Below are 15,118 nucleotides of genomic sequence, written 5' to 3' on the forward strand. Positions count from 1 at the left end.
GGGAGATATCCAAAGTTTCTTCGCAGGTTTTTTTCAAGAATTCACGGTCATGGGAAATTATCAAAAAGCTGCCTTTATAGGATTGCAGATAATTCTGCAAGAGCAATAAAGTGCTTAAGTCCAGATAGTTGGTCGGCTCGTCTAAAAGAAATAAATTCGGGTTAGCCAAAAGCATCGCCGTTATTTTCAGGCGCATCCGCCAGCCGCCGGACAAGCCTTTTGCTTTCTGATTAAGTTTTTCTTCGTCCAGCTGAAATTTCGAAGCCAATTTTCTGATCGTCCAAACTTCTTGCTCGCACGAGCGTTTCAGGTATTCCAGCGCGCTTTCAGTTTCATTAAAATCATCTTCTTGTTTCAAGTAGCCGATCCGCGCTTCGGTGCCGATGATTATTTTTCCTTCATCCGCTTCTTCTTCGCCGGTCAAAATCCGAAACAGCGTTGATTTGCCCGCGCCGTTGCGGCCGACGACGCCGATCTTCTGCCGCGACTGTACAGCAAAAGTCAGGCCAGAGAAAATTTTCTGGCCTGAATATGTTTTGCTCAAATTCGTGGCTTGAAGGAGTATGGGCATTGCCTTATATTTTTCCTTTGGTTGAAGGAATAAATCCTTTTAAGCTCGGATTTTTTTCGATTGCGGCGCGCAGGGCGCGGCCAAAAGCTTTGAAGATCGCTTCGGCCCGGTGGTGCTCGTTTTTTCCGTAGCGCAAATTGATATGGATATTGCAGCCAAGATTATTAGCCAGCGCGCGGAAAAATTCTTCCAAGACTTCAGTCGGCAGTTCGCCGATCTTTTCGCGCTTGAATTTCGCGTTCCAAACCAAAAATGGCCGGCCGCTCAAATCTATCGCTGCTTCGGCCAGGGTTTCGTCCATCGGCAAAGTGAAGCCATAGCGTTCCAATCCTTTTTTATCTCCCAGAGCTTTTTTGATGGCCAATCCAAGGGTTATGCCAACATCCTCGATTAAATGGTGTTCATCGACTTCCAAATCGCCCTTAGCTTTGATTTTCAGATCCAATAGCGCGTTATAAGCCAAAAGCGTTAAAAGATGGTCGAACATCCCCAGTCCCGTTTTGATTTCAGTTTTGCCTTTGCCGCGCAAAGCCAGCCAAATTTCAATTTTAGTCTCTTTGGTTTTGCGTAAAAGATAAATAGTTTTACTTTTCATAGTTATTGATAAAATTTAACTCTTTACTGATGGTATTTTCAATGTCGTTAATCATGATTCCTTCCAGAATTTTTGGTTGCGGTAATTTTAATTCAAGCATTTGAACGATAGCTTCGCGGTTGCGGGCAAGATGTGCTGGAACATGAATTTCGCCTTGGCTTTCACCGCTGACATGCAAATGATTCAGCCGGACTCCCATTGTTTCGATGAATTTTTTAGCCAGTTCCATAGTCGGATCATGCTCAAAAGCATGCTGCAGATCCAAAACAAAACCAAAATCGCACTTTTTTTTCAATTCTTCAAAATCTTCCGGGCATATTCCGAATTTTTTCCGCTTATCAGTATTTTCCAGTAAAAAGGGGAGTCCGGATCGCTTTAAGATTTCAAAATCGTCGATAAGATGCGGATGAAGAACTATTCCCTTGATCGGTAGCTTGGCGCGGATTGTTTTGAGTTTTTCAATGATTTTTTCCGTTTCCGGGCTGACAGAATAATTTATTTCTTTCCACGGGGCATGGATCGAGATAAAATCGAATTTCTTCGCGGCGCTTATCAGTTCCTTGGTTATCTCAGTATTAAAAAATTCCGCCGGCGTCGCGAAACTTAATTCAATGGCGTTGGCGCCGCAAGAATGATATAGTTCGGCTATTTCGCTCATCGGCATTTTTGAGCGATACAGGCATCCGGTGCTGAAACCGACTGGTCCATTGGTTTTTTTAGGTTCTTTATTTTTCATCATTAATTTATTTGGGCAAAGAGCACTACGTAATTTTTTCCATAGGCCTTGGCGCATTTCGGACAAGTGGTATAAGAGAAATATAATTTTTTTATTTCTTTGCCCTTGCTTTTGACATATCCTTCCATTTCTTTGGCCCATTTGCCGGCATTCTGATACGGCCCCTCGAAAACTTTGGTGAGAAAAGTGCCTGAAAGCGCGGCCATTTGCGCGCCCGTGACATCCTTGGCAACATCGATATAAATATCCGCGCCCCAGAGTGATTTTTCATCGGTGAGCATTAATTGGTGCGGAGCTTTGGCGCCGGCCTTTTCGATCAAAGTTAAATTTTTGACTACCTTTGCCCCGAAGTTAAGGGGAATGTGCAAAAAGCTGGTGACATGGTCTTTGACGAAAATTTTGTTCTGCCAGGTAATTTCCTTATCCTGCCATGGCTCGGGATTGAACGGCTCGCAGCAGCCGGTCGGCTTGATTGTTTGGTTGTCCATAGTTTTATTATTTTAATTTTAAATTTTTTTGTCATCCTGAGCGCCGCGCGAAGGATCTATTATCCGAGACGTTATTTACTTGTCCTTAAGAATTAGAAAAAAATTATAGAAATTAATCGATAAAAATTTTGGCTTAGCAAATTTTAAGTTCCTGCAAGATAGATCCTTCGCCAGGGGCTCAGGATGACAAAGAAAAGGGATTGTTGGCGTCATTTTGCGGCAGAGTCCCTTTTAGGAGACTCTGCCGGAGCCAAAAATTAACCGACTCTTCCCCGATTTTTAATGGCGCTTAAATGTTCCCTTGCTCCATCCCCGTGCCATTTCCGTTGATCCCGTCATAAACCCGAACCCCGTTATTCCGTCCTTCATCGATTCCTCCATTATTTTTTTCAAATTCGGTGATAAGTTTGCTAAAGACTTCGCTAGCTCCTTCTCTTGTTTCTGCTCCAACGAAATCTCTTTTTCCTCTGTAGATTTTTTTAACATAATTTTTAAGTCAATTTTTTTATTAATTAATTTTTCTAACTTATCAAAAATAATTCCCGCAATATTTTTTTCGTTATCCTTATATAAAGTTTTAAATTGGGAGTCATTATCTTCAAGTATCCTCTTTATTTCTTGCGCAGTTTATGCAGCTACGGGTGCCGCGGGGCTACGCCACTAAGGCACTTCCTGGGAAATTATCTAATAAGTCTTAACAAAACATAGATAGCGGCAACTATTATAAGTATAACCCCTGTATTTTTCCAAAAATTTAATTGTTTCCACGCGCTTATGTTATTTGTTATATGATTTTCAAATTTTTCAGACAATATCTTTAAAAAATAATTAATTGGATAACCGTAAATAATGGGCGTGCCTAAAACATCGTTGGACTGCCAAATAAAATAGACTAAATTATTTTTGTGTCTCCAAGGAATTGCATACCATTCCCAAATTTGTGTTGCTAGATTTTTACGATTTAAGTTTTTGTACATATTTTCTATCCCCTTGATTGTTGTACCTTTTTGCCAATTTGTTAATTCAGTCGGAACTTTATATTCTTCTAACAGTTTTTCAATTAGCAGAATTTCTTCAAAATAATCTTTTTGAACGTCTTTGTTGTTATTCGGAGAGGGTATGCCATAATCAGACATTAATCTTTCAGAATAATCTGGCGCGGAAAATTCACGAAGGCATGCTGTGGTTAGAGGATAAGAAGAATGATTGGAAAAACGAAATTGACCGTCCTCTAATTTTGCAATCATCACATCGATAAGTGGGCCGAAATTTTTTAAATTTAATGATTTGTTTGTTTTCATGATGTTGTTGTTTGGCACCGTCAGAGTCTCTCGTTAGGTGACGCTGACGCGGTTAGTTCAAGAGCCCCTTTTAGAAGACTCTGCCGGAGCCAAAATTTCTTTGATTGGCTTAATATTTAGAAATTTATATAAACTTGGACGAATCCATTTAAATAACGTATCCAAATAACCCGATATTTGCTCATTGTTACCTCGAGCCATCTCTATCCAATGTTTACGCCCAGCTTCAAAAGACTCCTCTTTTCTTTTTTCAAATTTCGCTAAAAGCTCTGGCTTGCGTTCTTGGTTCAAAATTGCATTAAATGCGGGATTTAAAAATATTTTCAAAGCTTCATGTGCATTTTCCGCCTTAAGCAGATCCCCGTCAAAAAATCTCATCCCTTGATGGTGGTGGGGATTACGGTTTTTTGATACCTCTGTAAATACTTCCTCCGTCTTATCTACCCCTGCTTTAAAAAAAATATTTATCTCATTTTTATTGGTTGCTATCTTTTTAATATCATTTTTTATCTTGTCAAGCAAAACTTTAATTTTATTTTTAAGTATGGTCATGTCTTGAAGATATGCGTGAATATGATGATTGAGCGCTTCAAATTTTTCTATCTTTTCAGTGGATGGATAAAATTCTTCGAAATATAATACATATTTCAGTGTTTTTTGCCAAAAATACCTAACATTAGAAAATAATTCTATATACCTTTTTATTATTTTCCTATCTACTCGTGAAACATTGATAAGGCGCGAATACTTTTCTAAAAGCATTTGCGGGTCTTGATAAACAGCGAGGTCTGCCATAATCTCTTCAACAGCGTGCTGTTTATCTATCATAATAGTTTTAGTTGTTTGTGTTTGTTCCTCCATACAACCTTATTCTATAACGTTAGTTCCGTCACGGTCTCGCCTCGGACTGCGATGGAATGACTGGCAATCCAGTTAGAGTCCGCTAATCGCGAGACTGTTGTGGGGTCAAAAATAGAATTATTTATTTTCTAATTTGTAATTATTTTATTTTTTATGGGGCCGGACAAAATCGGTTGCAAATTTTGCAAAAATTGCGTCACCAATTAGGTCGGGTGGTTCTTCGCTATAATTTTCAAGTGTTTTATCAACTTTATTAAATAATTCGACTAGTTCTTTTGATTTTTTTCTATTAAACACGTTAAGCATCGCTTGCGCTGCAGGTTTCAATTTTTCTTTGTCGGTTTTTGTGAAAGACGGGTTTTTTTCTTCATGGCTTATCATTTCTTCAAGTAGAGATTCCAAGTCAGCCACTTTTCGCTCTATTATAAATTTTCGCGCCTCATTTTCTCCCATGTTTAAAATTTCCTCGTATACCGGATACTTTTTGGGCTGACTTTTAAAACTTCCTTTCAAAATTAAATTATGCTTTTTCCAGCCAAATGTATAAAAAATTAGTATAGCGGGTATTAAAAATAACAAAACTACTGGAATATCAAATTGCGAATAGGATTCAAGTGCAGGGGATATGTCAAAAAGCCAGAAAATTATTCCAAATACCCAAAGGGTGATAAGCTGACCTTTTGTTATGCCGTATATTTTCATAAGAGATTAAATTTTAAAATTAAATAATTAGTAATTTAAAATTGAAAAAGCTGGATTCCCGCCTGCACGGGAATGACGAAATAAAAAAGGATGTTAGACACTAAGTACCTGATTGACTAATTAACTAATCAACCGAGCCACTATTTCCTGCACCTTTTTCGGGTTGGCCTTTCCCTTGGTTTCCGCCATAACCTTGCCAACTAAAAACTGGGCGACCGTGGTCTTGCCGGCTTTGTATTGGGCGACCTGGTCGGGGTTGGCCGCGAGGACGGAATTGACGACGGCTTCAAGCATAACTGTGTCGTCCATCTGCTGGAGGCCGAGATCGTCCATAATATTGGTCGGGTCGCCGCCTTTCTCATACATTACGCCTAAGATTGTTTGCGCGGCAGAAGAATTTATCTTGTCTTGATAGACTAAGGTCATCAGCTCGGCAAAGTTTTCCGCAGTGATCTTAATATCGCGGATGGTCTGGTTATTGGCGTTCAAGTGCTTGAACAATTCAGAAATCAGCCAGTTGGAAGTCAATTTGGATAATTTATTTTTCTGCCGTTCCCAGGTATCGCCGGTGGAATCAATCCATTCTTCAAGTTCGGAAACGACATGCTCGGCATAATCAGCCAAAGGCTTATCGGAAATCAAAATTTCGGCTGTGGTGCCGTCAAAGCCGTATTCGCTCATCAGGCGAACCTTTTTTTCGCTCGGCAATTCGATCAGCTTGGCTTTTATCTCATCGATCATCGCGCTGGTGAATTTCAGCGGGGGAATATCCGGTTCGGGGAAGTAGCGATAATCGGCCGAAGTTTCCTTGAAGCGCTGATGGACGGTCTTGCCGGAATTTTCGTCCCAGCCGCGGGTTTCTTGGCGCAGACCTTCCCCAGAACCACCCCTAGCCCCTCCTTCGGAAGGAGGGGAACTTAGAACTTTTTTCTGGCGTTCAATTTCATACAAGATGGCTTTTTCGACGGCGCGGAAAGAATTGATATTTTTTATTTCAATTTTGGGATTTAACTTGTAATCGCCGACCGGTTTGATCAAGCCGTCTTCATAAACCCATTTGCCTTTTTCCTGAAGGGAAATATTGGCCTCGCAGCGCATTTCGCCCTGTTCCATATCGGCCGAGGAAACATCAAGATAGCGCAAAACCTGCTGGTAGCGCTGGCAGAATTTTTTGGCCATTTCCGCGGTATGGATGACCGGCTCGGTAACTAATTCGACCAACGGCGTGCCGGCGCGGTTCAAATCGACCAAGGAATAATCCTTGCCGGCCAGATGCATTGATTTGCCCGTATCTTCTTCGAGATGAATGCGCGTAATGGCGATATTTTCCCCGTCAATATTCAGATGGCCGTCATAGCAGAAAGGCAATTCGAATTGCGAGATCTGATAGCCCTTGGGAAGATCGGGATAAAAATAATTCTTGCGGTCGAATTTGGAAAGCTCATTGATCTTGCAATGCAAACCAAGACCAAGAAGGATCGTCCATTCGATCGCTTGCTGGTTGGGGTAGGGAAGCGTGCCGGGGTGCCCCAGGCAGATCGGGCAGGTTTTGGTATTCGGTTCCGCGCCCCTGGCATTATTATCGCAGCGGCAGAACATTTTTGATTTGGTTTTGAGCTCGGCGTGGATCTCCATGCCGATTATCACATCGTAGTCCATATAGATAAGTTAAAAGTTAAAAGTGAAAAGTTAAAAATAACTATCGATTTCCGCCCTCGCCGTGCAACACGTTTCTAGTCTTTCGGTCCCTGATCTTTGCAATATTATTTTGAGCTATTTCTTCAAGCGACATTCCAAGTTCGGCAGTGATTTGGGAAAGATACCAGAGCGTGTCGCCGAGTTCGATGGCAATCGCCGTTTTGTCTTGGGGTGAAATTAAACTGCTCTTATCGCGGACAATTTTTTTGAAGATTTCGGCAACCTCGCCGCTTTCGCCGCATAATCCCAGGACTGGATAAATATAATTATTGCCGAGATTAGGATAAATGGCGGTCTGGCGTGATTTTTCCTGGTATTCTTGAAAAGTCATAAAGGCTTTCGATTAAATAGGTTATATCTAATTTTAACTCTTGGCGGGGTAAAAATCAAGCGAAGATTTGATAATTTTTATCGCCGGAATATTAAAAAACCGCACTTATTTATGTGCGGTTTTGACAGCGGGAATAATAATTGTTTCGGCCAAAATGATATAAATACCCAGGCAAACGAAAGTGACCAACTCATTAAAGACCATGATAATCGGGCCTTTCATTAGGAAAAAATGCATCAGCAAAGATCCGAAAAGCATAGTCAAAATTAACGCCGCAACCCAGACGGATAGCTGCCACAACCTGATCGCTGGTGATTGTTTTTTGAATCTCGGGCGGAGAAATTTGTTTTTCAACATCATTCCGGTCATAATGACCGCGCCGATAGCAACCAGGGCTATTTTATCGTAGCCAATCTTAGCTAAAGGCATTTTTTCCACAAAATAATGCCAGAAAATCGCGGCGCTAGACAACCAAACAATCAAAAAAATAAAGCCGAAAATCAAGAATTTTGGGCGCTGGCTGGCGGTAAGATGTTCCATTTTTTCTCCTTAATAAAAGGGCGAGTGATGAAGTTTAATTATATTACCGCATCTATTTTTTTTTGCAAGTCTTTCAAGCTGCTTTCGTTAATAACCGGGTAATCAGCCATGGCGATCGGGCCGCCTTTTTCGATATTTTCTATTTCCGAATAATCGCGGGTCTTGAATTCGGCAAAATTCTTCATCGGCCGCTCGTTCTTTCTGGCTTTTAGCCGCTTGAAGCGGATGGCGGGGGAGGCGATAGCGGCAACGACTTTGAATTTATCGCCGAATTTTTCTTTGAATATTTTATACTCCGACCAGCTGTATAAGCTTTCAACTATCACACCCTGATTTTTTTTCAAGAGCGCGGTGATTTTCGGCAAGGATAATTTCGCATAAGCGCCCATCCCGCCGTTTTCGCGGCGGATCTGTTCGCGGGCTTTTTTCTCATTGGCATAATTGACTGGAATTTTTCTTTTTTTCATCCATTCGAAAGTAATTGCGCCAAGATAAACCACCGGCCAATTTAATTTCTTGACCAGATATTTTACCACCTCGCTTTTGCCTGAACCAGCCATCCCTACAACAGATAATATTAGCTTATTTTTCATAATTATTGATAATTATTTCCGCTAGGTATTGACAATTAGTTTTAATTGTGATACTATTAGACTACGATTACAGATTGAACTTTTCTTAAGTTGGCCAGTGTCAAACACAGCAAAATGAATTTACAACAAAAACTGGCAAACGCGCCGTGACGACATCCGCCTTTGGCGGAACCCTGATTGCTTGCAAGCCGTCTTCAAGGCCTGCAAAACAATCAGGGAGCTCGTCGCGGATCCATTTTGAGCGGACACCGGAAAGGACAACCAAATGTTCTAACCATCATCGTCCGCTCGTAATGCACGTAGCGTCGCACCAGTGCTATACCGCACGATTTTTGCTTCACAACTCTCAAGGAGTTGCGTAAGCTAATTCGTTGCGGAAGGCATCTCGAGGGTAGCTGGAATGCCACCATTAGCCATTCTTAGGGAATGGACCGAGATCGCGCGGGACGAAGAAGCACTACACGCTCGTGCTTACACAAGGGGGTGGGGAATACGATCATCGTATTTCTCCACCCCTTTTTTTATGCGCAAGCCGCCAGAGGCTATCCCGCACCTTTTGAGAAGAATATTTTTTTAAAAAGCATAAAATTATCGTCACCTAAAAATCCAGTAAAAACGCAATATTCAAAAGGTGCGGGAGACGCCGAGTGGCGGATCGCATAACCCCGCCCAGCTTTTTAAATTTAAGCAAAACTATTTCATTATAATACTAATTTTTGAAGAAAATTTTTTAACAAGCTTGGGCGGGGTAACTTTTTTTGGATATCTATTTTTTAAGTTCGGCAAATTTAAATTTAATCCCGTTTTCTTCTTTTAACTCACCATCTGAAATGATTTTGAATTCGGAATAGTCAGGGAAAAAAGTATCGGCTTCCGGCGCGTCATCAACTAAAGTTAGATATAGTTTATCGGCATAAGGCAAAAATTGCTTGTAGATCGACGCGCCGCCGATAATAAACACCTCTTCCGGGGTGTTTTTATATTTTTCCGCGATCGCCTTAAGGTCAAAAGAAATCTCGCAGCCCGGAGCTTGCAAATTTTTATCCAAAGTCAAAACAATATTTCTTCGACCCGGCAATGGCTTGATGAAAAGCGAATGATAGGTCGTCTCGCCCATAATCACGGTTTTGCCGCGCGTGGTTTCGACAAAATGCTTCATATCGCCTTTCAAATCCCAAAGCAATCTGTTCTTAAAGCCGATCTCTCGGTTGCGCCCGACAGCGCAGATCATGGAAATCATTAGTGATTGGTTAATTAGTATATTAGTTAATTAGTTTACTGCTCGAATCATATAAACCATTATAATGATTTTAATGGTTAACCTTACAACTGATTGACTAATCAACTAATTGACTAGTTAATTATCTATTTTAATTTTTTCTCAAAATAATACATTTCCTTGCCCATGTCGAGCTGGTGCTTGGCGCAGAAACTACGCATTATTTTATTATCAGCTTGAGTAATACCGGCAACCGCATTGATTTTTTTCTTCTTTAATATTTTTTCGCAAGCTTGATAAAGCTGGCCACCGATCCCTTTACGCCTATAACCCGAGACAATAGCGATATCAGTAAGATGCGAAAATTTTTTCTTCAAATATATTTCCAAGGTTATTACGCCGATAATCTCCTTGCCGTCAACAGCAACTAAAACACAATTTTCCCGCGTGTCGCGGATGCAATCGGTTACATAATTTTTGGTATATTCCGCGTCAACGTGATGCCGGGAGCCTTGCAGTTCCGGCGTCTGGCGCAAAATTTTAAGAATTTTGTCGCTGTCGCTGATCTTTGCCTTTCTGATTTTAAGCATAATTATTTTTTATAATTTTTTGGCCTTCTCTAAAAGTTCGTTGAAGTATCTTTTCCCCGCAGTTGTTTTAATAAAAGGAATTCGGTCGCGAGGTAAAATTTCATTGATAAATCTTAAGCGATTTTTTTTATCAAAACTTGGCGGACAATTTTCCCAGTCGATTTGCCCCAACCCGTCAGCTTCCAAAATTAATTGGCGATCGGGTTCGGTAATATTTTTGTGTTTATCGTGGTTGGCGATTAAATAGCAAATTCTTTTTAATTCTTCCGGGGTGAAATATTTCAGGCCGGAGAGAAAATTCAAAGCGTTTCCCGCGCCTTGTTCGGCATGTCCTTTTTTAGCATCCATCACTTCATCTAAACCATAGGATTTGCCTAGATTTTCATAGCCGGTATCATGAAAATAGATGGCAGGAATTAAAATTCGCTCATCGCCACCTTCGGCCGCAATCAATTTTTTCATCCATTTCACCGCGCACAAAGTATGCCGGGTATCCCAATTTGTCCGGCCGACCGAAGTCAGCCTGATCATTTCCTCTTTAATTTTTTCCTCTATTTTTGCATCAAGTTGCATGATATTTCTTTCCCGGGAAACAAAAAAATAAATTTGAAATCTCTTTTTTCTGCTCTCTGCTCTCCGAGCTGATTTAAAATCCCCCGATGTTGGCGATTTCCGCCTTGATCGCCGGATGAGGATTATAATCAATTATTTCAATGTCTTCATATTTGAAGTCGTCGATATTTTTTATGGCCGGATTAAGTTTAATTTTCGGCAATGGTTTTGGGTCGCGGGAAAGCTGCAGCTTGGCTTGCTTGAAATGGTTGGAATAAAGATGAACGTCGCCAAAAGTATGCACGAATTCGCCCGGTTCCAATCCGGTAACTTGGGCGACCATCAAAAGTAATAAGGCATAACCGGCAATATTAAAGGGTACGCCCAAAAAAGTATCGGCACTTCGCTGATAAAGTCCAAGGTTGAGACGGTTGCCGTGGGTGACAGCGAATTGATAGGTCGTGTGACAAAACGGCGGAACCTCGTTTTTATTTTTTTCCGAGGCCATAGTATAAATAAAATCCGGATTCCAAGCTGAGACCACGTATGATTTACGGAATGGTTTATTTTTTAAGCCTTCAATGCACCAGCCAAGCTGATCGATCTCCCGGCCGTCGGAAGCCGGCCAGCGCCGCCACATCCGGCCGTAAATAGTTATCAGGTCGCCCCATTTTTTAACAAAAGGGTCATCAGCCGGCAAAGATTTTATTTTGGCGATAAAGTCGGCTTGCGATAAATCGTCTTTCGGGGCGTTAGTCAGACAATACTTATGATATTTTTTCCAAGCCCATTCATCCCAGATATGCACGTCGCGATCCGCTAAGTATTTAATATTGGAATCGCCGCTCAAAAACCAGATCAATTCTTCAAAAATTCCGCGGGCAAAAACTTTTTTGGTGGTAAGCAAGGGGAAACCCCGGGAAAGATCAAACCGGATCTGCCGGCCGAAAACCGAGCGGATATAAGGCGGCTCTTCGCCTTTTTTCTTGTATTCAGCCAAAACTTCGGGCGTAAAGAACAGCTCTTTGTCTGTGCCGTTAGCCATAATGTCTTTGATCAAGTCGAGATATTGCTGTTCGGGATGCATATTAGTTAATTGGTTAATTAGTTAATTAGTTTTATAGTTAATTTATAAATTAGTTGAAAATTATTCAACTAATTAACCAATTAACTAATTAACTAAAATTTATATTTGAGTTTCTTTCTTATCCGCCGAAACACGGCCTCCTTGCCACTGGCCTTTGTATTGATTGCCGGAGCCTAAGACTTCGTGGAAGGTGATATGGGCGACGCGGGCGCCGAAGGATATTTTTATGTTAGATTGGCCTAAATTGCAGACGCCGAAAGTCAACTCGCCGGAATAGCCGGGCTGGACGATGCCGTTGAACATCCCGATTCCGGAGCGGAACATGGTGGTGCGGGGGAAAATAATGCCGGAAAGATTGGTAGGCAGATTAACTTTTTCCATGGTCTTGATCAGGTAATATTTGCCGGGTGCGAAAATAAAAGCGTCTTCGTTATCGCCGGGTAACACACCCCGGCGCTCCGCGCCACCCCTCTCGAGAGGGGACTTTCCGGCTTGCCCCCCTCCTTTCGAAGGAGGGGTTTGGGGGTGGTTTGCTTTAGCGACGAGTTTGGCAACCGGAGTTTGGCGTTCTTCGACGCCTAAGAATCCGTCGCCTTCAAGTTCGTAAACCTCGCCCAAGCGCAGATCAAAACCCGCGCCCTCCGGATTATTCATTTCCCGGTCGCACAATCCTTCAACCAGTTTGATCTCCTTAACGAGTTTATGCAGTTCTTTTATTCCTAGTATCATAGTCTATAATTATTATTATCTTTTTTGTCATCCTGAGTCGGAAGCCGCCGTGGCTGACGACGAAGGATCTATTTTTCAAGAAGCCCTTAATTTCTCACTAGAAAATTTTGATCAAATAAATTCTCCATTCCTGCAAAACAGATCCTTCGCGCGGCGCTCAGGATGACAAAATTAGTGTTTTATAAATTCAAAACCCTTTAGAATTACAGCTCGCATTTTTGCGGTCATCTTAAGTTTTTTGACCTGATTTTTAGTCGCCCAAAGATATTTATCATGTTCATCGCTCAAAATGATTTTATTATTAAGCGGTTGGCAAAGATATTGGATATCAATGCGATGCACTCCTTTCCAAATGTACGAAAATGTCGTATAGGGCTGTATAATTTTGATTTTTAATCCTGTTTCTTCTTTAACCTCTCTTTTTAAAGCGTCTTCGGTGTCTTCGCCGAATTCAACGCCGCCGCCCGGGATTTCCCAATTTTCCGGAAATGGACTTTCGGTTTTTGATCTTTTTAACATCAAAACTTTGCCAGCGCTATGGATAAAAGCGCTTGTGCCAACTTTCTGAAGTTTTGACATAAAAATTTTTAATTTTTCCCGAGGCGAGCTCGGGATGCCGACTTTACGTCGGCATAATTTTTAATTTTTCATTGATTTTGGTGCAGTCGATGTCGCAAAAGATCGGGCCCTCGTATTTGCGCATTTTGATGCCGCGGCTTTTGGCCAAGTCGGCGGATTCGGTTTCTTCTTCTTTGGCTTCGCCTCCGGTTTGGAGCCGTTCATATTTTTGCAGATAGACGATCTCTTTGATGCCGGCGTTATTGAGCACTTTCATGCAATCGTAGCAGGGGAATAATACCGAATACATCGTCGCGCCTCTTAGGCGGGTGGTATCTTGCGCATTGACCACCGCATTGACTTCGGCATGGGCGCCGCGGCAGCGTTTTAATTTTTTGGTTGCCGGGTCGCCATCGATCTTGGCGCAGCCGATTTCGATGCAATGGATATCGCCTTCGGTCGGCCCATTGAATCCGGTGGAAACCACGCGGTGATTTTTATCGACGCAAACCGCGCCTGCTTCGTGAAATTTGCAAGCCGTGCGTTTGGAAAGCATGATCGCCAGATTCATAAACATCTCGTCCCAGCTCAATCTTTTTTTTCGCGGATTTTTTTTGAAGTCCGTCATATATTTAAAATTAAAACAATAAATTACCTTGTAACCTGTCGGGCAATAAAAGGGGCTCTCATAAAGATCCCCTTGTTATTTTATCAAGATTTTCAGATAAAAACAAATTATTTCGCCTCGGCTTTTACCGGCGGCACGGCGGTGTTCTGTCCGGATAATTGCAGATAGACCGCGGCAGAGGCGACCATTGTTATTGGAATTGCTACCAATATTCCGACGAAAAGCGCGATAAATCCCAAGATCATTATTCCCATTAAGATCAGGACGAAAAGTATCAATTGCCATTTTACGCCCAGGGTGGCCTTAGAGCTCAACTCGAGCGATTCGACGATGCCGCTATTCTTATCCACGATAAAGTATTGGGTGAACATGAATCTTAAGGCGAAATAGGTCGAAACCACCGCTCCGGCGATCCCCAAAAGTCCAAGGATTATTTGGACGATGTTAAGCGCCATGCTCGAGGGAAAGAAAAAGGTGATGCCGAAGGCGATCAGCGGGATAAGAACCGGGGCCATGGTGATCAGGCCGACCAATAATCCGGCCACGAAACTTTTGCCGATCAAATTGCCGCAGGAGAACAGATCGGCGAATTTCGGCTTATTGCCCTTGGCGAATTCCAAAGCAATCTTGATAAAACCCAAACTGATGAGAATATTGATGATGAAAAAAGCAACATACAATACCCAGGTAAAGATAGTGGACAAGTTTGTTTCTTGGTTGAGCGCAAACTGTTCGATGAAACTTTCTCCGAAATTGATCAGAAATAAGAGCAAGATCATCCCGACGTAGAAAAGCAGATTTTTAGTCACTATTTGCCAGCCGATTTTAACAGCTGCGTCTAAATTGATGGTTTTGTCTGACATATTTTTATCATTATAATTATATGTTTATTTTATCAAATTAATCAGTTTTAGACAAACACAACAAAAAAGCCCCGCGCCATTCTTTTGAAACATTTCAAAAGAATGGCGCGGGGCTTTAAGAAAAAACTATTATGCGATTTGGATCTTTACGCCGGGCCCCATAGAAGTGCAGACGGTGGCATTCTTGATGAAAATACCTTTGGAGCTTGACGGTTTGGCTTTTTTGACAATATCAAACAAGGCGTTGAAATTTTCGATCAGCTTGGCATCGGTAAAGGATTTGCGGCCGATGGTGATATGCAAGTTGCCGGTATCATCGTTTTTGAAACTTAATTTGCCTTTCTTGAATTCGGCGATCGCTTTGATCGGATCCGGAGTAACCGTGTCGTTCTTCGGCGAAGGCATTAAGCCGCGCGTGCCGAGAATTTTAGCGATCACGCCCAATTTTCTCATCACTGACGGTTCGTCAATGGCCC

At 41.9% G+C, this 15,118-nt stretch carries 21 protein-coding genes; all 21 read right to left on the reverse strand.

Features of this window, described 5'->3' with window-relative positions; all coding sequences use genetic code 11:
- Nucleotides 1-571, reverse strand: a 571-nt coding sequence (locus PHE24_06170) for an ATP-binding cassette domain-containing protein (GenBank protein MDD4902691.1), incomplete at its 3' end; no start/stop codon positions are given.
- Nucleotides 572-575: 4 nt separating this feature from the next.
- Nucleotides 576-1,166 carry an imidazoleglycerol-phosphate dehydratase HisB gene (hisB, locus tag PHE24_06175; protein MDD4902692.1) on the reverse strand — a complete coding sequence of 197 codons (591 nt, stop codon included), beginning with the start codon at nucleotides 1,164-1,166 and terminating at the stop codon, nucleotides 576-578.
- Nucleotides 1,156-1,905, reverse strand: a complete 750-nt coding sequence (locus PHE24_06180) for a hypothetical protein (protein ID MDD4902693.1) — start codon at nucleotides 1,903-1,905, stop codon at nucleotides 1,156-1,158. The genes hisB and PHE24_06180 overlap by 11 nt, the downstream gene beginning before the upstream one ends.
- Nucleotides 1,905-2,390, reverse strand: coding sequence for a hypothetical protein (locus PHE24_06185; GenBank protein MDD4902694.1), 486 nt, complete (start codon nucleotides 2,388-2,390; stop codon nucleotides 1,905-1,907). Before PHE24_06185 ends, PHE24_06180 begins: the two co-directional genes overlap by 1 nt.
- Nucleotides 2,391-2,669: 279 nt before the next feature.
- Nucleotides 2,670-2,876 carry a hypothetical protein gene (locus tag PHE24_06190; protein ID MDD4902695.1) on the reverse strand — a complete coding sequence of 69 codons (207 nt, stop codon included), beginning with the start codon at nucleotides 2,874-2,876 and terminating at the stop codon, nucleotides 2,670-2,672.
- 194 nt (nucleotides 2,877-3,070) lie between these two features.
- Nucleotides 3,071-3,691, reverse strand: a complete 621-nt coding sequence (locus PHE24_06195; protein MDD4902696.1) for a hypothetical protein — start codon at nucleotides 3,689-3,691, stop codon at nucleotides 3,071-3,073.
- Nucleotides 3,692-3,748: 57 nt separating this feature from the next.
- A complete protein-coding gene (locus tag PHE24_06200) occupies nucleotides 3,749-4,552 on the reverse strand; it encodes a hypothetical protein (protein ID MDD4902697.1) in 804 nt (267 codons plus the stop codon).
- 144 nt (nucleotides 4,553-4,696) lie between these two features.
- A complete protein-coding gene (locus tag PHE24_06205; protein MDD4902698.1) occupies nucleotides 4,697-5,254 on the reverse strand; it encodes a hypothetical protein in 558 nt (185 codons plus the stop codon).
- Between the two features lie 120 nt (nucleotides 5,255-5,374).
- On the reverse strand, nucleotides 5,375-6,913 hold the full coding sequence (gene gatB, locus PHE24_06210) for an Asp-tRNA(Asn)/Glu-tRNA(Gln) amidotransferase subunit GatB (protein ID MDD4902699.1): 1,539 nt from the start codon (nucleotides 6,911-6,913) through the stop codon (nucleotides 5,375-5,377).
- 40 nt (nucleotides 6,914-6,953) lie between these two features.
- Nucleotides 6,954-7,283 carry a nucleoside triphosphate pyrophosphohydrolase family protein gene (locus tag PHE24_06215; GenBank protein ID MDD4902700.1) on the reverse strand — a complete coding sequence of 110 codons (330 nt, stop codon included), beginning with the start codon at nucleotides 7,281-7,283 and terminating at the stop codon, nucleotides 6,954-6,956.
- Between the two features lie 105 nt (nucleotides 7,284-7,388).
- Nucleotides 7,389-7,823, reverse strand: a complete 435-nt coding sequence (locus PHE24_06220; GenBank protein MDD4902701.1) for a hypothetical protein — start codon at nucleotides 7,821-7,823, stop codon at nucleotides 7,389-7,391.
- A gap of 38 nt (nucleotides 7,824-7,861) precedes the next feature.
- On the reverse strand, nucleotides 7,862-8,416 hold the full coding sequence (locus PHE24_06225) for an AAA family ATPase (GenBank protein ID MDD4902702.1): 555 nt from the start codon (nucleotides 8,414-8,416) through the stop codon (nucleotides 7,862-7,864).
- A 766-nt stretch (nucleotides 8,417-9,182) separates the two neighbouring features.
- Complete coding sequence (locus PHE24_06230; protein ID MDD4902703.1) at nucleotides 9,183-9,656, reverse strand: dihydrofolate reductase; 474 nt, start codon at nucleotides 9,654-9,656, stop codon at nucleotides 9,183-9,185.
- Between the two features lie 125 nt (nucleotides 9,657-9,781).
- The gene (locus tag PHE24_06235; GenBank protein MDD4902704.1) at nucleotides 9,782-10,225 is read right to left on the reverse strand and encodes a GNAT family N-acetyltransferase; all 444 of its coding nucleotides are present in this window, start codon (nucleotides 10,223-10,225) and stop codon (nucleotides 9,782-9,784) included.
- A gap of 9 nt (nucleotides 10,226-10,234) precedes the next feature.
- A complete protein-coding gene (locus tag PHE24_06240) occupies nucleotides 10,235-10,798 on the reverse strand; it encodes a hypothetical protein (protein ID MDD4902705.1) in 564 nt (187 codons plus the stop codon).
- 73 nt (nucleotides 10,799-10,871) lie between these two features.
- Nucleotides 10,872-11,864, reverse strand: coding sequence for a thymidylate synthase (gene thyA, locus PHE24_06245; protein MDD4902706.1), 993 nt, complete (start codon nucleotides 11,862-11,864; stop codon nucleotides 10,872-10,874).
- Nucleotides 11,865-11,963: 99 nt separating this feature from the next.
- Nucleotides 11,964-12,593 carry a hypothetical protein gene (locus PHE24_06250; GenBank protein MDD4902707.1) on the reverse strand — a complete coding sequence of 210 codons (630 nt, stop codon included), beginning with the start codon at nucleotides 12,591-12,593 and terminating at the stop codon, nucleotides 11,964-11,966.
- A 171-nt stretch (nucleotides 12,594-12,764) separates the two neighbouring features.
- Nucleotides 12,765-13,172 carry an NUDIX domain-containing protein gene (locus tag PHE24_06255; protein MDD4902708.1) on the reverse strand — a complete coding sequence of 136 codons (408 nt, stop codon included), beginning with the start codon at nucleotides 13,170-13,172 and terminating at the stop codon, nucleotides 12,765-12,767.
- Between the two features lie 43 nt (nucleotides 13,173-13,215).
- On the reverse strand, nucleotides 13,216-13,779 hold the full coding sequence (locus PHE24_06260; GenBank protein MDD4902709.1) for a deaminase: 564 nt from the start codon (nucleotides 13,777-13,779) through the stop codon (nucleotides 13,216-13,218).
- Between the two features lie 107 nt (nucleotides 13,780-13,886).
- Nucleotides 13,887-14,642 carry a hypothetical protein gene (locus PHE24_06265; GenBank protein MDD4902710.1) on the reverse strand — a complete coding sequence of 252 codons (756 nt, stop codon included), beginning with the start codon at nucleotides 14,640-14,642 and terminating at the stop codon, nucleotides 13,887-13,889.
- A gap of 129 nt (nucleotides 14,643-14,771) precedes the next feature.
- The coding region (locus PHE24_06270) for a 50S ribosomal protein L1 (protein ID MDD4902711.1) at nucleotides 14,772-15,118 on the reverse strand (347 nt) is incomplete at its 5' end.

Source organism: Patescibacteria group bacterium (assembly GCA_028707065.1).
GTDB lineage: Bacteria > Patescibacteriota > Patescibacteriia > Patescibacteriales > WJLG01 > JAQTUZ01.